The following is a 17,454-nucleotide window of genomic DNA, read 5'->3' as shown; positions in this document are numbered from 1 at the left end:
CGAAATAAGGCATTGTGCGTGCATCAGCAGAACTGCAGGGTGCGACGGGTAAACCGCGCGCGCCCTCTCCTTTCACCCACTCATAAGGTTTCGGATTGAGCAGCATAGACAGCCAGATCCCCGAAGTGTTCGCCCTGGTCCTTGCAGCGGGCCGCAGCAGGCGCTTTGCTGGTGACAAACGACAGGCGCTTCTGCCGAGCGGTCGAACACTGCTCACGGCAAGCCTGGAAAACGCGCAAAATGCATTCGGCAAAACGGCGGTGGTATTACGCCCTGATGACCAGGCGGATGCGCTGGGGATTGCCTCGAACGTCACGATCATCCGCAGCGAAAACGCCGAACTGGGGATGGGCCACAGCCTGGCAAGCGCGGTTGCGGCAGTGATGGACTCCTCTGCCGATGCGGTTGCCATTGTTCTTGCTGACATGCCCTGGATACAGCCGCAGACACTGCATGACCTGGCCAGAATGGCCGATCCCCAGCGCATTGTCCTGCCCATGCACGAGGGCCAACGCGGCCATCCGGTGATCATCGGCCGCCGGTTCTGGCCAGCGCTGCTCAAGCTGGAAGGCGACCAGGGCGCGAAGGCCCTGATCATCAACAACCCCGAGGCGTGTGACCTACTGCATTGCGATGATCCTGGCATCCTGCGCGATGCCGACACCCCGTCAGCGCTGGCACAAGCCTGCCGGCAACACCTTACACTTCGGCACGACTGACACCGTTGGCCACCCGCAGGATGTCAGCCATCACCGCAATGGCGATCTCGGAAGGTGTCTTGCTGCCCAGGTTCAGGCCGATGGGCGCGTGGATCCGGTCCAGGACCTGAGCGTCAAGCCCGCCAATCCGCCCCAGACGCTCCAGACGTTTGCTGCTGGTGCGCATCGAGCCCATCGCGCCGATGTAGAAGGCCTCGGTACGTACCGCCTCGAGCATGCTCAGATCATCAAGCTTCGGATCGTGCGTCAGCGCCAGTACGGCCGTCGAACTGTGGCAGCCGCCCTCGGCAATAAACACCGCAGGCAGCACGCCGCGCACCTCGACACCCGGCATTGAAAACCCCGATGTGACCTCGACACGAGGGTCACAGACGATCACCTCATAACCCATGGCAACGGCAAAACTGGCGCAGAACTCTGCCACCGGCGACAGACCGGCGAGCAGCACGCGATACACCGCGCCCATGCGGATACTGATGCTTCCGCCATCGACCTGCACACGCGACTCGCCCATCGTCGCAGGCCCAATCGATCTCTGCACGCCGCCCAGTTGCACCTGCCTGCTGACCAACTCGCGTCCGGCGAGCGCCTGCTCGATGGCCGTCAGATGTGCATCGGCTTCAGGCCCTGGCGCGATGAACTCGATCAGCACATCCAGCACACCGCCGCACGGCAAGGCCCGCGTTGGCGCAAAACCGCCGTCGCCGTAGCGAACCACCTGATTGACCGGCTCGAACTGCCCCGCGACGACGCGCTCGAGAAAGTCCTCTTCCACGCAACCACCCGACAGAGAGCCGCGATGCTCGCCGCTGCCCAGCGCCACCAGCATCGCACCCGGCCCGCGCGGGGCCGAGCCGAATGTGGAAAGAACCGTGCACAGCCAGACGGCCTTGCCGCTGGCCAGCCAGTCCCGTGCCTGTTGTACAACCTGCAAATCAAGCTGTTTCATCGTTACAATCCTGCCATCAGTTTTTCCTTGCTGATCGGCAGGCTGCGCACCCGTTTGCCCGTCGCGTGATACACCGCATTGGCCACTGCTGCGGCCAGCCCGGTCACACCGATCTCGCCGATGCCTCGTGCGCCGAATTCACCCAGGTTGTAGTCCGGATAATCAAGCAGCAAGACGTCGATGTCCGGTTGATCCGCATGCACCGGTACCACGTACTCGGCGTAGTTGTTATTGACTGGCATGCCGCTGCGCGGATCGTATTCACCGGCCTCGAACAAGGCCATGCCGATGCCCATCACAATCGCGCCTTCCACCTGATTGCGTGCCGCCAGCGGGTTGACCACTTTGCCCACGTCAATGGCGCTGACCACCCGCGAGACGCGCAGGCTGGAAATACCCGGGTCCCAGCGCACCTCGACAAAATGCACACCGAACGAGCGGAATGAGTACTTGCCCGCCTCGGGCATGCCGCTTTGAAAAGTGCCCTCGGCACGCGATAAACGCTGGCCGTTCAGTACATCGACGAAGCTCGCCCGTTGCTCACCCATGACCAGTTGACCGTTCTCGACCTTGATCGCTTCGGCGTCCTGCCCGGCGAACACTGCATCCTTGCTGACGGCGTACTGGCGCAGCTTCTGCAACGCTTCGCGGGTGGCGCCGGCAATTGCCGGCATCACGCTGGCGGTCACCCATGAGCCGCCAGACACCGGGCCTGCCGGGAACGATGAACTGCCCAGTTCCACTTCAACGCGCTCCATGGGGATACCGGTCAACTGACTGACAGTCTGCGCGACGATGGTGTAGGTGCCGGTGCCGATGTCCTGCAAGCCGCACTGAGCCAGAGCCGTGCCGTCGGAACGCAGAATGACCCGCGCATCGGTAGGCACTTGATAGGCTTCCCAATTGCAGGCACCCATGCCGTAACCAATAATTTCATCGCCTTCGCGCATCGAACCGACGTCGGCCTTGCGCGCGTGCCAGCCAAACCGTTCGGCGGCCTTGTCGATGGCTTCGGGCAGGTGGTTACTGGACCACGGCAGACCTGCGCTCTGATCCTTGTCAGAGAGGTTCAGCTTGCGGAATGCCAGAGGGTCCATGCCACTGGCCAGGGCCATTTCATCAATGGCCGACTCCAGTGCAAACAGGCCCGGGGCCGCGCCCGGCGCGCGCATGGAGGTCGGCGTACCGCGATTGATGGGGCTGATCTTGTGGCTGACCAGCACGTTATCGCAGGCATACAGGCTTTTGGTCACGCCGCCGCAGTTTTCGGTGTAGTCATCGAGCATCGAGGTGTTGTTGAACGACTCGTGACGAATCGACACCAGCTTGCCGCTCGCATCGGTGGCCAGACGCAGGCGCTGGCGAGTTTCCGGACGGTGGCCCACGGTGGTGAACATCTGCGCACGCGGCAACACCAGTTGCACCGGGCGCCCGGTGACTTTGGCAGCGGCGCACGCCGCGACCGAATGCGGCCACGGCCACAGCTTGCCGCCAAAGCCCGAGCCTATGAAGGGCGCACGCACTTCCACCTGGTCGGGGGAAAGGTCAAAAACGTTGGCCAGCAGGTTGCGGTGATTGACCACGCCCTGAGTGCTTTCATAGACAAACAGCTTGCCGTCCTGCCACCAGGCGGTGCTGGCGTGCATTTCCATCGGGTTATGAACTTCTACCGGCGTGGTGTAAGTCTGATCGACTTTCACTTTTGCGCCCGCGAAAGCGCTGTCCGGATTGCCGCGATTGTGCCCTGCACCGCCATCGCGGGCGCCATTGACGCGCATGCCTTCGGCAAGGTCCTTGACCGCCGGACGCTGGTCATACTCAACCGTCACGCGATAGGCCGCGGCCCTCGCCTGCTCGAAGCTCTCAGCCACCACAAGGGCCACGAACTGGCCAGGATAATAGACGCGGTCATCCTCGAACGGCAGGCGATGCTCGTCCGCCTTGCTGGCCGAGAGCATCTTGGCAAAGCTCAGTTTGGTATTAGGAGTACGGTGCAGCGAGGGGAAGTTGTCGTGGTGAAAGATATCGACCACGCCAGGCATCGCCTTGGCCTGCTGATCCTTTACGGCCACCACGCGCCCGTTGGCGATGGTGCTGTAGACGCCATAGGCGTAAAGCATCTTGCCCATCGGATGGTCCGCGGCGTAGCGCGCCTGACCACTGACTTTCTTGCCGCCGTCGATACGACGCTGCGGCACACCAATGATGTTTTCGCTCATGAGAAATTCCTAGGCCGTGAGGTCACGAAGATTGCGGACAATGACCTGCTGACCCAGCGGGATCTTGAAGGCGTTGTGTTCATAGGCCCGCGAGCCCTTCATCGCCAGCGCTGCGACCTGCGCAAAGGTGTCCAGATCGGCACGCTGACCGATCAGCGCACGCTCGGCGTCCAGCGCACGCCACGGCTTGGTGCCCACACCGCCCAGTGCAATGCGCGCATCGGTAATACGTTTGCCGTCCATCACCAGAATCACGGCACTGGACGCCAGGGCGAACTGGTAAGAAGTACGGTCGCGCAGCTTTAGGTAAGACGAGCGGCTGCCTGACAGCGGCGCGTCGAGGGTCACATGGGTGATGAGCTCGTGTGGCGCCAGCGCATGTTCGCGCTCTGGCGTATCACCAGGCAGCAAATGAAAGTCAGCGAACGGGATATCCCGCGAGCCATTGGCGCCCTGAACGGTAACCTGCCCGCCGATCGCCGCCATGCCGACACACATGTCTGACGGATGCGTGGCAATGCAATGCTCGCTGGTGCCCAGCACTGCGTGCACACTACGGTTCATCCCGCCAATGGCTGCACAACCGGAGCCCGGTTGGCGCTTGTTACAGGCTGAAATACCATCGCGAAAATACGGACAGCGCACACGCTGCATAAGATTGCCGGCGGTGGTCGCCTTGTTGCGCAATTGGGTCGAAGCACCGGCAAGAATCGCTTCGGACAACACCGGGTAGCGCTGCTGCACCAGCGGGTGGCTGGCCAGGTCGGTGTTGCTGACCAGCGCTCCGATGCGCAAGCGGCCATCAGGCAGCGACTCGACCTGCTTCAACGCCAGATGGTTGATGTCCACCAGTTGCTGCGGTTGCATCACGTCGAGCTTGACCAGGTCCAGCAGTGTGGTGCCACCGGCCAGATAAAAGCGTTGCCCTTCACCGGACGCTGTGCTGAAAGCCTGCGCGGGCGAAGCGGCGCGAGCGTAGTCGAAAGTTCGCATCAGGCAGCACCTCCCATTTTCGAGCGCACAGATTGCACGGCAGACAGAATGTTCTTGTAGGCACCGCAACGGCAGATATTGCCGCTCATGGCCTCTCTGACGCTGGCGTCGTCGGACGCAATGTTCGGGTCTTTGAGAATCGCAACTGCGCTCATGATCTGTCCGGAGGTGCAATAACCGCATTGGTAAGCGTCGTGTTCCCAGAACGCTTCCTGTACCGGGTGCAGCTTGCCGTTCTCGGCCAGCCCTTCGATGGTGGTAATGCTGTCGCCCTGATGCTGAACGGCGATCGACAGACAGGAGTTGATTGCCAGGCCGTTGACCAGCAGCGTGCAAGCGCCGCACTGGCCGTGGTCGCAGCCCTTCTTGGTGCCCGTCAGTTGCAGACGGTCACGCAGCACGTCGAGCAGAACGGCATTGGCTGGCACGTTCAGGGTATGAACCTGGCCGTTGACCTTCAACTGGATGCGTTGCTCACCCGCTGCGGGCGCGTCACTGTCTTCGACCACGGGGGCCGCAGGTGCCAGAGGCGCCGCCTGCAGCAGGCCGTCGGACGGGATCCAGGTAGACAGCGTGGCCGCAGCAATGCCGGAGGCACCAAACTTCAGAAAGTTTCGGCGCGAGGGCTGCACGGCGCTGCTGTCGACAGCAGTTTCCTTGTGCTTCTTGGGTTCGGTCATCAGGATCACTCGGTAATAGCCGTCACTGCTGTAAAGCGACGGGCGTTATGGTGTGGTCAACGGCCCGGGCGTACTCCTGCCCACTGACGCGCTGCCTTTATTTCCAAGGGTAATCAAAGCCAAAACGCTATCACCCGTTACAAGTGTTTAACTGGTCTGCGCTTCTAAAGTTCCAACTGTTTGACGGACGTCTGTATCCGAACATTGCGACCACGGGCATGGCAGCCATATACGGACCCTAACAGGAGGTGGGAGCGCTGATTAGCCAGGCAAAGCAGCACGCCGTTATGAGCCTGGCTCATGAATGCACGAGAGCCGGATGAGCGCGCTGTTCGGGGAGACGTTCAGATCGAGCGAAGGCCATATCCGTCTGACGGCTAAAGACCCGGGCGAAAATGCCGATACAGATAGGCAGTGGAAGGCTGTGAAGTGTCTAAATCAAGGCATTCGTGGCCAATTTGATGATGGCACCTCGCAACCGGGGTGCACATTATGCGAAAATACCGCGTCTTTGCCGGTATGCCACCGAGGGTGTGTCGCAGTACGCGTACATAAAATTGCGCGTCAAGCGTGCCTCCATGCTCCGACGCGGCGTCTCAGACTCCGTGAACAGGCTGACCAGGTGTGTCTTCGCAAGTGGCTCAGAGGGCAAGGCCCTCGGGCATCGCAGCACACCAACAGAGCAAATGTCACTCATGACGCTGAATCCAATGATGATAAGAAGTCAGCGCAGCAGGACATAAATTGAGGTCTCGAGCGGTATTATATTGGCCTTGTATGTCCACCTCTAGTCCCCGTGGGTGCGAGTGTTTGTCGCAGGCTCGATGCATGTGACAGGCCGTTTCCCCAGGAGTAGTCGGCGGATGGCGTTTATCAGATGGATGACAGAATGTTTAAGAAAGTGAACACGGCCCTCCTGGGTCTGGCCATTTCCATGGGCCTGATGCCCGTGCAGGCGGCTGAAACCAAGAAAGTCGACGTACTGCTCGTCGGCGGCGGCATCATGAGTGCAACCCTCGCTGTCTGGCTCAACGAGCTGGAGCCAAGCTGGTCGATGGAAATGGTCGAGCGTCTCGACGGCGTCGCCGAAGAAAGCTCCAACGGCTGGAACAACGCCGGTACCGGTCACTCGGCGCTCGCCGAACTGAACTACACCCCCGAAGACAAGAACGGCAACGTCGACATCTCCAAGGCCATCGAGATCAACGAAGCGTTCCAGATCTCCCGTCAGTTCTGGTCCTGGCAGGTCAAGACCGGCGTTCTGAAGGACCCGCGTTCGTTCATCAACTCCACACCGCACATGAGCTTTGTGTGGGGCGACAACAACATCCAGTTCCTGCGCAAGCGTTACGCAGCATTGCAAGCCAGCCCGCTGTTCAGCGGCATGCAGTACTCCGAAGACCACGAGCAGATCAAGAAGTGGGTCCCGTTGATGATGGAAGGTCGTGACCCGGCGCAGAAGCTGGCCGTGACCTGGAGCCCGATCGGCACCGACGTCAACTTCGGCGAGATCACCCGCCAGTTCGTCTCCAATCTGAAAGCCAAGCAGAATTTCAATCTGCAGTTGTCGAGCGAAGTCGAAGACATCAACCACAACGACGACGGCACCTGGCGCGTCAAGTACAAGAACCTGAAAGACGGCACCGTTACCGAAACCGACACCAAGTTCCTGTTCATCGGTGCCGGCGGTGCAGCTCTGCATCTGCTGCAGGAATCCGGTATTCCTGAAGCCAAGGAATACGGCGGCTTCCCGGTCGGCGGTTCGTGGCTTGTCACTGACAACCAGACCCTGGCCATGCAGCACATGGGCAAGGCCTACGGTATCGCGTCGACTGGCGCGCCACCCATGTCGGTTCCGCACCTGGACACCCGTGTTCTGGACGGCAAGCGCGTGATCCTGTTTGGCCCATTCGCGACCTTCTCGACCAAGTTCCTGAAAAACGGTTCTTACTTCGACCTGCTGACCAGCACCACCACGCATAACGTGTGGCCGATGACTCGCGTCGGTATCGAACAGTACCCGCTGATCGAATACCTCGCCGGTCAGGTGATGATGTCTGACGACGATCGCTTCGCGGCTCTGAAAGAGTACTTCCCGAACGCCAAGAAAGAAGACTGGCGCCTGATGCAAGCCGGTCAGCGCGTACAGATCATCAAGCGTGACGAAGAGAAAGGCGGCGTTCTGAAGCTGGGTACCGAAATCGTTGCTTCCAAGGACGGCAGCATTGCCGGCCTGCTGGGTGCTTCGCCAGGTGCCTCGACTGCAGCGCCGATCATGCTGGGCGTGCTTGAGAAAGTCTTCAAGGACAAGGTAGCGACTCCGGAATGGCAGGCAAAACTGCACCAGATCGTGCCTAGCTACGGCACCAAGCTGAACAACAATCCGGACCGTGTTGCCGAGGAATGGGCGTACACCGCCGAAGTCCTGCAACTGACTCCACCACCGCCGGTGAACAAGACAGGTAATGCTCCAACTGCTGCACCTGCTGCTCAGCCAGCGAAAAGCAATCCAGCCAGTGACATGGCGCTCTAAGGCTTTCACAGCTTGAGCAAAGCCCCGCCAGATTTTGTCTGGCGGGGCTTTTTTTTGCCCGCCGTTGCGCAGGCAAACCCTGCCGACATGAAAACATGTCGAACTCTTCGCGTCGTTCGTTCCTCCAACCAGGACGACACACAGAGAGGAACTGCAATGAGCAAGCATACTGACAAGCCTTCCAGCCAAACGCCTGAACAGTCCGCGCCAACCACAGACCAGTCCGGCAAGCCGGTCGATGTGGTGCGCAAGGACATTGCGCAGGAAAATCCCGAAACCGAAGGCGTGGACAAGGTCATCACCCCGACGTCCATCAAGGAAAAAGAGCAGGATGCCGAAACGCTTCGCGCAAAGAATCGTGAGCTCGAGCGCAAGTTGAACGGCCAGGGCTGATTGCCCAAGCGGGCCTGTAGCAACCCAGCACTTGCCGATAATTCGCTAAAAAATGGCAGGCAGGGCCTCAAAGGCCCACACCTGCCAACTTGCAGGCATCTCCCCGACATAGTCAGTTAAAGCTACGCGTCCAACGGGCACCTGTTATGGTGACCCACTTCCTTCTATCTCTGGCTTGTATCAGCAGAGCGCGTCATCCAGGTCTCCACGCCGCACTTTCGCGGCAACCTCGCATTTTCTTGCGCTGTCCATCCGGGCCGCTGGCCGCCCAAATTCCCGCTGCGGCCGACAAAAATCCATCTGAATCGCGTTTAGCGTCGAACGACTGCACGTCGTACCAAGCAGTGGCTGGCTGTTCCCGGCTGAAACACCCTGTGGAGTTCACGCAATTGATCAAGGACATGCTGGATGCAAAGCCTGACGCAGCGCTTGAGGCTGCGCTAGCCGAATGTGCCCGAGAGCCGATTCGTGTTCCTGGCGCGATTCAGCCGCACGGCGTCTTGCTCAGCGTTGCGGGCGCTCCCCTTTGCATTGAACAGGTCAGCGCCAACTGCGCAACAGCACTCGGGATGACCGCTGACGAGTTGCTGGGCAAGCCTCTGTCATGGCTGCTGTCGCCTGAACATTCGGCCCTCATCGACCATGCGTACAGCCACCCCGCTGCCCCGAACCTGGACCCGATAAAACTGACGCTCGGAACCGCCCACTACAGCGCCTCGCTGCAGCGTATCGACGATGTCCTGATTATCGAACTGGAGGACTTCGTAGAAACCGATCACGGGCAATCCAGAATCCTTGCCCGGGTATTGCGCAACCTGCAGGCCGCCACAACGCTGGAAACGCTGTTCGATATCAGTGTGCACGAGATTCAGGCGCTTACCGGCTACGACCGGGTCATGATTTACCGGTTCGAGCCCGAGGGCCATGGCAAAGTCGTCGCCCAGGCGCTGACCGGGCCATTGCCCAGCTATAGCGGCCTGAACTTCCCCGGTTCGGACATTCCCGCCCAGGCGCGGGAACTGTATCGGCTGAACTGGATTCGTGTGATTCCGGACGCCACCTACGTTCACGTGCCCCTGATACCGACCTTGCGTCCGGCAACAGGGCAACCGCTCGACCTGGGTTTCTCGACGTTGCGCAGCGTGTCCCCGGTGCATTGTGAATACCTGAAGAACATGGGCGTGCGCTCTTCGATGAGCATCTCGTTGCTCGATGGCGGCGAGCTCTGGGGCCTGGTTGCCTGCGGTCACCCCGAACCGTTGCGGGTGTCCAGAGAGCTGCGCGATGCCTGCGCGATGATCGGTCAGTTACTGTCGGTGAAAATTTCCGCCATTGTGGCGACCGACGTGCAGCGCGAGCGGGAAGCGAAAGTTGCCCTGCTCGGACAACTGGCAGACGCCATGAGTCGCGCCAATCATGAAGTGCTCGACGGACTGGTCAGCCGGCCCGAGCTTCTCATGTCGCTGACCCTGGCAGACGGTGCGGCTGTGCTGATTGACGATCAGGTTCATCTGTTCGGCACCTGCCCTGCAATCGAACAAGTGCGTGAACTGTACACCTGGATACGCGACACCGGCCTGGCGCATCAACGCACCAGACAGCGGGCGACGGGCTTGCAGGGTCTGGGGGTTTTCCACACCAACTCCATGCAGAGGGAGCTTGCCGCCAGCGCCGTTTACAGAGACGTCGCCAGCGGCGTCATCGCGTTCACGCTACCCAAGCCGATTGATAACGCTGTCATGTGGTTTCGTGCCCAACTCACCTCCACGATGAACTGGAGCGGCGACCCGACCCATCACGTCAGCACCCGTCCGGAGAGTTCCGCGAGTCATCGTCTGCATCCAAGGCAGTCTTTCGATGTCTGGGAGCAAGAGGTTACCGGCATTGCCAGGCCGTGGTCGCGCGCAGATCTCTATGGCGCTGAAGACATACGTCGCTCTGCTCTGGAAAGCGATCTGGAGCGTCAGGTGCAGCGCGAGCAGGAGGCGGTTCGTTTGCGTGATGAACTGGTCGCCGTGGTCTCCCATGACCTGCGCAACCCAATGTCGATCATCATTATGCAGTGCGGCATGATGCAACGCTGGGCGTTGGGCGACACGCACTTCGAAAATCGCAATATCCGCCGTGCGCTGGGCACCATCGAGAAAGCCACGACGCGCATGAACAGCTTGCTGGAAGACCTGCTCGATACCGCGCAGATCGAAGCCGGCCGCTATCAGCTGTCGCGCATCCCGCTGAGCGTCACCAGTCTGCTGGAAGAAGCCTGCAGCCTGCTGGTGATGCTGACCACCGAAAAGAACATCGAGCTCAACTGCACCGCAGCGCAAGGCCTGGTGGTCGATGCGGACCCGGAACGAATTTTCCAGGTACTTTCCAACCTGGTCGGTAACGCCATCAAGTTCACCCCGAAAGGTGGCAGAATCAACATCGATGCGGTCGCCCATCAGCACGAGGTGCTGTTCAGGGTGAGTGATGACGGGATCGGCATCCCGGTCGAACACCTGCCTTTCATTTTCCAGCGCTACTGGTCCGTCAAGGAAGGCAACCCACGCGGCAACGGCCTGGGACTGTATATATGCCAGGGCATTGTCACGGCTCACGGCGGGCGTCTGTGGGCTGACAGCTCACTGGATTCGGGAAGCGTATTTTCTTTCACCCTGCCCATGCATCAGGGGCTGGATACCGTTGGCGAAACGACATTTTTAAAGCAGAGCGGTACGACTCACCGGCTGGCGCAGTCCATTTCCAGCAAACTGGAACGCCAGCAACTGGAAGATCGTCTGACCCGCGCCGGGTTGCTGAATGAACTGAACCATCGAGTAAAAAACACCCTGGCAACTGTCCAGGCCATAGCCTCTCTTACTGTAAACAGCTCTGCGTCACTGGAATCCTTTCACAAGAGCTTCGGTGCGCGCCTGTTCGCCCTGAGCCAGGCGCACGATGCACTGGCGCGTGCAGAATGGATTTCCACCGAACTGGTCGACCTGATAGAGCAACTGCAGGAGGTTGACTCGGGGGTACACAGGATCAGTTTCGAAGGCGACCCGGTGACCCTGGAGCCGCGCTTTTCACTGACGCTTTCCATGGTGCTCCATGAGTTGATGGCCAATGCAGTGCAACACGGTGCGCTTTCTTCAGCAGCAGGTCAGGTGGCAGTGACCTCGACGCTGACTGCCGCCCCCTCCCCGCCCACGCTGAAAATCGAATGGAAGGAAACAGGCGGCCCGCCGGTCGTCGCAACCACTGTGAAAGGCTTTGGCTTGCGCTTGATACGCCGCAGCATAGAGCGAGAACTCAAAGGCCAGGCCGACATTCAGTTCGCCCGTACAGGGATCATCTGGTCAATGCTGATTCCCTGGCCAGACAAACCGGAAAGCCACTTATGAGTTCAGAATCGGACGATCAGACCTCGCTCCCCAAAGTGCTGTTGGTGGAAGACGAGACCATGCTCGCCATGTTGATGGAAATGCTGCTTGAGGATCTGGGTTTCGCGACCGCTTACCACGCCAGCACGCTGAACGAAGGCATTGAATATGCACGTAACGGCGAGTACGACCTGGCCATCCTGGATATCAACATTATCGGCGGTAACTCGTTCCCGATAGCCGCCGCCATTGCCGATCGCGGCATACCCTTCATGTTTTGTTCCGGGTATGGGCGGCTGGGGATCCCCGACACGTGGCTCGACCGACGTTGCGTTGCCAAACCGTTCAGTGCCGAGCAACTGAGCGAAGCATTGAATGAGCTGCTTCAGGTCTGAACACCGCAGCCGCTCTTGCCCGTTACTCAGCCCTATTGCACTTAACCAGTGCCTGCAGCGCGAGCGCGTCACCGACAGCGGCTCCGCTGGCCGTGTTGTCAAAGATGCACCAAGTCTCGATTCCCTGCGCTACAGACGCCGACGCTCGCCCGGCCAAGCCTTCCAGATGCTCGACGGTATAGGCGCTGTGATAAATTTTCGGTGCACCGTGCAGGCGCCAGTAGTGAGCACCCTGCCACCCACCGGGCAGGTGCCCATCGCTGATCACTGACGGATCGGCGGCTACCTGCGCAATGCGATGCTCGATCAGCAGCGCCTGAGCCTGCCGCCAGGATTGATGGCGCGGCTCCAATACCACCCTCCCGGCGTACTGATTGCGTAATGCTTTGAAAAACCCGTCAGCTATCTGTGGTGCATAGTCCAGAGAGGGCGGGAGCTGGACCAGCAGACAGCCCAGCTTGTCACCCAGCGCAGTGCATTGAGAAAGGAACGTAGCCAGAACGGCCTCGCACTCGCGCAGACGGAGTTCGTGGGTAATGAGTTTCGGCATCTTAACCGAGAAGCGAAACCCGGCGGGCACCGACTGCGCCCAGCGTGCGTAGGTCTCGGCACGGTGTGGACGATAGAACGAGCTGTTGATCTCGACCGCGTTGAAGCGCGAGGCATAGCGCTGCAAGTGGCTGCCTTCGTCAGGGAAGTCGGGCCAGTGCTCACGCGCCAGGCTCCAGCCTGCACAGCCGATATAAAGTCCCGGCATCATCAATACAGCGCCTTGCCGGCCTCACGCATGAAGATTTCAACGGTCTTGGGACCGACACCGGCAAACTCGCAGAGTCGCTTCTCGAAGTGCGCCTGGTCCTCACTCACCTCGCGGATTCGACCTATCTTGCCCGCATAATCGTCATTGAGCTTGGCGCACAGCGCAGACAATCGATACGCCGTTGACTCGTCGTAGCGCACGTAATGAGCCTGCCCGAGCATGGCGACCAGCTCTCGGTGAGTGCAGTGAGCAAGCTTGCGCGGGGTGTCACGCTGATGCTTCTCGACGATAACGCGATAGGCCTCGCAGGCAATGTCGGCCTGAATGCGCTTGCCCATCAGAAAGCTGGCGACAAACCACTTGAATAAGGCCTTTTCGAGGTCCTCGCTGAAACAGATATTCAGCTCTGCAGCATCAATGGTTCGTTTCATGACGTCTGTTACACCTCGCTGACGTTGCCACCGGACACACCGTTCAAGCGCGCCTCTTGTGGTACAACCGACCCTTACTCATCAGCGAGGGTTTTCAAATAACATCGAACGGGCGACAAACGGTATTCAGATTGACTGCCAGGTGTTCCAAGTCGCTGCGGTGCTGGCTGCCGATCAGGGCGCACCGAACAGCATGGTCCAGTACACACCGTAATCAGCGTTGGTAGCCGTCGCATAGGCCGCGCCGACCTCGGTAAACATCGGGTTCATCAGGTTGGCGCAATGCCCCGGGCTGGCCAGCCAGCTCGCCATGGCCTTGCTGGCCGTGCTCTGCCCTGCAGCAATGTTTTCACCGATCTGCCGTCCGCCGTAACCGGCAGCACGCGCGCGATCTGCTGGCGAGTCATTATCAAAACCGCGATGGGTGAAGTAATTCTCGCTGGCCATCGACTGGCTGTGCCCCTGCGCGGCGGTTTCCAGTGTGATATTCCAGCTCAACGGCCGAGCCGACGGAAAAGGCTGCTTGCCACACATGCGTGGCTTGGCACGCGCGGCATTGACCTGCGCCAGCAGCGCCCGGCCAGCGGAGCGCGCGTCTTCAAGGCTCTCGTCGATCAACGGCTTCGCCAGCACTACACGCCAGTCACCACCCTGCCGAGTGATGCCGATGTCAGCGTATTGCGGGTCGAGCAACGCGCCGCAGTAGCGGCTCCTGAGCATCTCGAACGCTGCATCGGCGCTTTGCGCGCCGGCCAGTCGCAAGGTCCGCACAATGACCGCCTGATAGCCGGATGCCTTGAGTGCGTCACGTAAGTTACCACTGAAACCGATGGGCAATGCCACGCTGGAATTGAGCGCCAGGGCTCTGGAGATGTTTGTCGTACGCGCTTCGCAACGCTGCGGCTGGCCGCGAAAATCATTGATTGCCTGGACCAGTCGCTGCTCTTCGGCAGCACTGACAGGGCTCGCGTACAGGGGCAACAGCGGGACCAGGTACAACCAGATACGCCAGGAACAACGGGGCAGTGCGGGCATGAGAACGGACTCGGAGAGGAAAAGGCGTGGCATGCATTTCAGAGCCCGAATAAGACCCGAAAAAGCGTTCATGGTTCACGCTGCACACTTGAGTACGGTACCGCCCCGCCATGCGCTCAAAGCTTGCCGATCTCGCCAGTGGCCTCACCAATGCTGGCAAGCGTTACTTCCATATCATCGATAGCCTGTTCAAGTGCCACGAACGATTGTTCAATGACCTCCCTGTCGTCCACTGTCTGATGACCGCGCAGGCTCTCTGCACGCTCGAGTTCACTGAGCTGCAGATCAGCCACTTGCTTGCGTAACGATTGCAGGGTTGCCCAGACTGACCTGAACTGTTGCTGGCTGCTATGACTCATGTTCGCCTCTTGGCTGATCCGTCAAATGTCTCATTGAGACCCCTCCCCGACGCAATGCTCCACCTTTTTTGCCAACAGCGTTCATTTCAGCATCAAGCCGGCAAACAGTGCCGCTGGTCCAGGCCAGCCGCCATCGTTTTGAATTTACCTGTCGCGCGACGCTCTGCTGTTGATACCCGCATCTGTAGAGAAAGGAATCCTTGACCATGGCCACTGCCGAGACTTCATCGCTGCGCCGGGCAATCACAGCGCCCATGCTGACCCTGTTCATCCTTGGCGATGTGCTCGGGGCTGGCGTCTACGCATTGGCCGGCACGATAGCCGGACGCGTCGGCGGAGCCATCTGGGCGCCCTTGCTGATTGCCCTGTGCTTTGCCTTGCTGACCGCAGCGTCCTACGCCGAACTGGTGACCAAATACCCGCGTGCGGGTGGTGCCGCGGTGTACGCCGAAAAAGCCTTCGGCAAGCCGCTGCTGTCGTTTCTGGTTGGCTTTTCCATGGTCGCGGCGGGTGTTACCAGCGCTGCCGGGCTGGCCGTTGCGTTTGCCGGCGACTACTTCCAGGCACTGGTCGACTGGCCTGCGCAATGGGTCTGTGTGGCATTTCTGGTCATCGTCGGCCTGCTCAATGCACGCGGTATCAAAGAGTCGCTTTCAGCCAACCTGGTGATGACGGTCATCGAGCTGAGCGGCTTGCTGCTGGTCATCGCAGCAGCCGTGTGGTTCGTCAGCCAGGGGCAAGGCGTGCCGCAACGGGTGTTCGAACTGGACACCGCCTCACCTGCCACGGCGATTCTCGGCGCATCGCTGCTGGCGTTCTATTCGTTCGTGGGGTTTGAAACCTCGGCCAATCTTGCCGAAGAAATCAAGGACGTGCGCAGGGTCTATCCACGTGCCCTGTTCGGCGCGCTGCTGGCGGCGGGTGCGGTGTACATGCTGGTTGGCGTGGGCGCGGCGATGGTCCTGCCCGTTGATCAATTGAAAGATTCGCAAGCCCCCCTGATGGACGTGGTCAGTGCCTCGGGGCTCGGCATACCTGCGCCGTGGTTTGCAGTCATTGCGCTGATTGCGGTAGCCAACGGCGCGCTGTTGACCATGATCATGGCCAGCCGACTGACCTTCGGCATGGCTCGCGAAGGCCTTTTACCTGCGGTGATGGGTTCGGTGCTGCCCAAGCGGCGCACGCCGGGGCTGGCGATTCTGGCGACCACTCTGGTAGCCATTGCCCTGTCCTTCACCAGCACCCTGACTATCCTCGCCGAAACCGTCGTGCTGTTGCTGCTCTTCGTGTTTCTCAGCGTGAACATCGCTGTGCTGGTACTCAAGCGCGACAAGGTCGAAGCCGGGCACTTTCAGGTGCACTGGGTTATCCCGCTGCTGGGCATTCTTTCGTGCCTGTTGCTGCTCACTCAGCAAGGTCCGGAAACCTGGCTGCGGGCGGGCATCATGCTGGCGGTCGGTGCTGCGCTTTACGGACTGACCCGGCTGGGCAGCTCGGCGCTCGCTTCGCATTCACGCTAAGACGCGTCAAACACGAATCAAGAGCGCACTATCACAGCAGCCACACCTTTGGCGGTTGATGAAGCGCAGTAACAGACTGAATCAGGTATGAAGCCGGGAGCTGATTCAAGAGAACCAGCCCCCGGACGACTTAGCGCCGTTTCATGCGGTCAATGATCACCGCCAGCAACAGGATCGTGCCGCGGATCACATACTGATAGAAGGTGTCGATGTTCTTCAGGTTCATCGCATTCTCGATAATCGCCAGAATCAGCACCCCGGCGATCACATGACGGATCATGCCGATGCCGCCACTCAGCGAAACCCCGCCCAATACGCAGGCAGAGATGATCGTCAGCTCGAAGCCCTGCCCGATCATCGGCTGACCCGAGGTCATGCGTGAAGCCAGCACCACACCCGCCAGCGCACCGACCAGGCCGTGGACGGCGAAGATGATGATCTTCGTACGGTCCACGTGGACACCCGCCAGCAGCGCGGCTTCCTGGTTGCCGCCGATGGCCATGGTGTTGCGCCCGTAAGTGGTGTAGTTGAGCAACCAGCCGAAGAATATGAAGCAGGCGATGGTGATCAGAATCGGTACTGGCACGCCGTACACCTGACCATTGCCAAAGATGAAGAAATCCTCGTTGGAAACGCCGACGGCCTTGCCGTTGGAGAAAATGTACGCCAGGCCGCGCACGATCTGCATCGTTGCCAGGGTCGTGATCAGGGCATTGATGCGCAGCTTGGCGATCACGATGCCGTTGATCAGGCCCACGACCAGGCCGAGCGCCAGGGCTGCCGAGACGCCCAGAAATACACTGTCGGTGTCGCGGATGACGATACCGGCGATCACCCCGGAACAGGCCAGCACCGAACCGACCGAGAGGTCGAAGTGCCCGGACGCCAGGCAGAAGAGCATGGTGCAGGCAGCGATACCCACCGTGGAAATCGCCAGGCCCAGACCGCGCATATTCAGCGGCGACATGAAGTTATCGATGAACACGGCACACAGCAGGAAGATCCCCACGGCCGCCAGGAGCATCACCCAGTCATCGGCAAAACGACGCAGGTTCATGCCCTGACGGGGAGCCTGCAGGCTGGATTCGGTAGACATACGCACC

General features: G+C 60.1%; 15 protein-coding genes. 6 read left to right on the top strand and 9 right to left on the bottom strand.

Annotation, left to right across the window (positions count from 1 at the left end; all coding sequences use genetic code 11):
* Window positions 1–95: 95 nt before the first annotated feature.
* Window positions 96–719: a nucleotidyltransferase family protein gene (locus tag JOE39_RS05815; RefSeq protein WP_004403863.1), complete on the top strand. Its 624-nt coding sequence runs from the start codon at window positions 96–98 to the stop codon at window positions 717–719.
* On the opposite strand, the gene JOE39_RS05810 is transcribed toward JOE39_RS05815, so the two are convergent.
* From JOE39_RS05810 to JOE39_RS05795, 4 genes are read right to left on the bottom strand one after another with little or no spacing between them, the layout of a single operon-like run.
* Window positions 700–1,668, bottom strand: a complete 969-nt coding sequence (locus JOE39_RS05810) for an XdhC family protein (protein WP_057407040.1) — start codon at window positions 1,666–1,668, stop codon at window positions 700–702. The two genes, JOE39_RS05815 and JOE39_RS05810, sit on opposite strands and share 20 nt — an antisense overlap.
* A 2-nt stretch (window positions 1,669–1,670) precedes the next feature.
* Window positions 1,671–3,887 (bottom strand): xanthine dehydrogenase family protein molybdopterin-binding subunit, encoded by a 2,217-nt coding sequence (locus JOE39_RS05805; protein ID WP_210077716.1) that lies wholly within the window; start codon window positions 3,885–3,887, stop codon window positions 1,671–1,673.
* Window positions 3,888–3,896: 9 nt separating this feature from the next.
* Window positions 3,897–4,880, bottom strand: coding sequence for a xanthine dehydrogenase family protein subunit M (locus tag JOE39_RS05800; protein WP_016568032.1), 984 nt, complete (start codon window positions 4,878–4,880; stop codon window positions 3,897–3,899).
* Window positions 4,880–5,560 carry a (2Fe-2S)-binding protein gene (locus tag JOE39_RS05795; RefSeq protein WP_057407038.1) on the bottom strand — a complete coding sequence of 227 codons (681 nt, stop codon included), beginning with the start codon at window positions 5,558–5,560 and terminating at the stop codon, window positions 4,880–4,882. Before JOE39_RS05795 ends, JOE39_RS05800 begins: the two co-directional genes overlap by 1 nt.
* 889 nt (window positions 5,561–6,449) lie before the next feature.
* Between JOE39_RS05795 and mqo the strand changes: the two genes are divergently transcribed.
* The 4 genes from mqo (at window position 6,450) to JOE39_RS05775 (ending at window position 12,246) form a co-directional block, all read left to right on the top strand.
* Window positions 6,450–8,093 (top strand): malate dehydrogenase (quinone), encoded by a 1,644-nt coding sequence (gene mqo / locus JOE39_RS05790; RefSeq protein ID WP_003420890.1) that lies wholly within the window; start codon window positions 6,450–6,452, stop codon window positions 8,091–8,093.
* Window positions 8,094–8,249: 156 nt separating this feature from the next.
* Window positions 8,250–8,486, top strand: a complete 237-nt coding sequence (locus JOE39_RS05785) for a hypothetical protein (protein WP_003318404.1) — start codon at window positions 8,250–8,252, stop codon at window positions 8,484–8,486.
* Window positions 8,487–8,887: 401 nt separating this feature from the next.
* Window positions 8,888–11,872: an ATP-binding protein gene (locus JOE39_RS05780; RefSeq protein ID WP_210078653.1), complete on the top strand. Its 2,985-nt coding sequence runs from the start codon at window positions 8,888–8,890 to the stop codon at window positions 11,870–11,872.
* A complete protein-coding gene (locus tag JOE39_RS05775; RefSeq protein ID WP_024664211.1) occupies window positions 11,869–12,246 on the top strand; it encodes a response regulator in 378 nt (125 codons plus the stop codon). The genes JOE39_RS05780 and JOE39_RS05775 overlap by 4 nt, the downstream gene beginning before the upstream one ends.
* 22 nt (window positions 12,247–12,268) lie before the next feature.
* Here the strand turns inward: JOE39_RS05775 and JOE39_RS05770 are convergent, their stop codons facing one another.
* The 4 genes from JOE39_RS05770 to JOE39_RS05755 form a co-directional block, all read right to left on the bottom strand.
* Entirely contained in the window at window positions 12,269–13,006 is a 738-nt protein-coding gene (locus JOE39_RS05770; RefSeq protein ID WP_180274086.1) for a DUF72 domain-containing protein, read from the bottom strand.
* Entirely contained in the window at window positions 13,006–13,437 is a 432-nt protein-coding gene (locus JOE39_RS05765) for a hypothetical protein (RefSeq protein WP_004403878.1), read from the bottom strand. Before JOE39_RS05765 ends, JOE39_RS05770 begins: the two co-directional genes overlap by 1 nt.
* Before the next feature lie 174 nt (window positions 13,438–13,611).
* Complete coding sequence (locus JOE39_RS05760) at window positions 13,612–14,505, bottom strand: CAP domain-containing protein (protein WP_192874879.1); 894 nt, start codon at window positions 14,503–14,505, stop codon at window positions 13,612–13,614.
* 83 nt (window positions 14,506–14,588) lie between these two features.
* The gene (locus JOE39_RS05755; protein ID WP_003349168.1) at window positions 14,589–14,831 is read right to left on the bottom strand and encodes a hypothetical protein; all 243 of its coding nucleotides are present in this window, start codon (window positions 14,829–14,831) and stop codon (window positions 14,589–14,591) included.
* Between the two features lie 206 nt (window positions 14,832–15,037).
* Between JOE39_RS05755 and JOE39_RS05750 the strand changes: the two genes are divergently transcribed.
* Entirely contained in the window at window positions 15,038–16,351 is a 1,314-nt protein-coding gene (locus JOE39_RS05750) for an APC family permease (RefSeq protein WP_032661487.1), read from the top strand.
* 130 nt (window positions 16,352–16,481) lie between these two features.
* Here JOE39_RS05750 and araH read toward each other — a convergent pair whose 3' ends face one another.
* Window positions 16,482–17,447, bottom strand: coding sequence for an L-arabinose ABC transporter permease AraH (gene araH, locus JOE39_RS05745; RefSeq protein WP_004403886.1), 966 nt, complete (start codon window positions 17,445–17,447; stop codon window positions 16,482–16,484).
* Window positions 17,448–17,454: the final 7 nt, after the last annotated feature.

This window comes from Pseudomonas sp. PvP100 (genome assembly GCF_017833055.1).
Lineage (GTDB): Bacteria > Pseudomonadota > Gammaproteobacteria > Pseudomonadales > Pseudomonadaceae > Aquipseudomonas > Aquipseudomonas syringae.
The sequence above is the reverse complement of the archived record's forward strand: the minus strand, read 5'-3'. Positions and strand labels throughout refer to the sequence as shown.

Bases quoted from the DNA above. Each gene is read 5' to 3' on its own strand.
- JOE39_RS05765 (WP_004403878.1), bottom strand. From the start codon at position 13,437: ATGAAACGAACCATTGATGCTGCAGAGCTGAATATCTGTTTCAGCGAG.
- JOE39_RS05785 (WP_003318404.1), top strand. From the start codon at position 8,250: ATGAGCAAGCATACTGACAAGCCTTCCAGCCAAACGCCTGAACAGTCC.
- mqo (WP_003420890.1), top strand. From the start codon at position 6,450: ATGTTTAAGAAAGTGAACACGGCCCTCCTGGGTCTGGCCATTTCCATG.
- JOE39_RS05805 (WP_210077716.1), bottom strand. From the start codon at position 3,887: ATGAGCGAAAACATCATTGGTGTGCCGCAGCGTCGTATCGACGGCGGC.
- JOE39_RS05780 (WP_210078653.1), top strand. From the start codon at position 8,888: ATGCTGGATGCAAAGCCTGACGCAGCGCTTGAGGCTGCGCTAGCCGAA.
- JOE39_RS05795 (WP_057407038.1), bottom strand. From the start codon at position 5,560: ATGACCGAACCCAAGAAGCACAAGGAAACTGCTGTCGACAGCAGCGCC.
- JOE39_RS05775 (WP_024664211.1), top strand. From the start codon at position 11,869: ATGAGTTCAGAATCGGACGATCAGACCTCGCTCCCCAAAGTGCTGTTG.
- JOE39_RS05770 (WP_180274086.1), bottom strand. From the start codon at position 13,006: ATGATGCCGGGACTTTATATCGGCTGTGCAGGCTGGAGCCTGGCGCGT.
- JOE39_RS05800 (WP_016568032.1), bottom strand. From the start codon at position 4,880: ATGCGAACTTTCGACTACGCTCGCGCCGCTTCGCCCGCGCAGGCTTTC.
- JOE39_RS05755 (WP_003349168.1), bottom strand. From the start codon at position 14,831: ATGAGTCATAGCAGCCAGCAACAGTTCAGGTCAGTCTGGGCAACCCTG.
- araH (WP_004403886.1), bottom strand. From the start codon at position 17,447: ATGTCTACCGAATCCAGCCTGCAGGCTCCCCGTCAGGGCATGAACCTG.
- JOE39_RS05760 (WP_192874879.1), bottom strand. From the start codon at position 14,505: ATGCCACGCCTTTTCCTCTCCGAGTCCGTTCTCATGCCCGCACTGCCC.
- JOE39_RS05750 (WP_032661487.1), top strand. From the start codon at position 15,038: ATGGCCACTGCCGAGACTTCATCGCTGCGCCGGGCAATCACAGCGCCC.
- JOE39_RS05810 (WP_057407040.1), bottom strand. From the start codon at position 1,668: ATGAAACAGCTTGATTTGCAGGTTGTACAACAGGCACGGGACTGGCTG.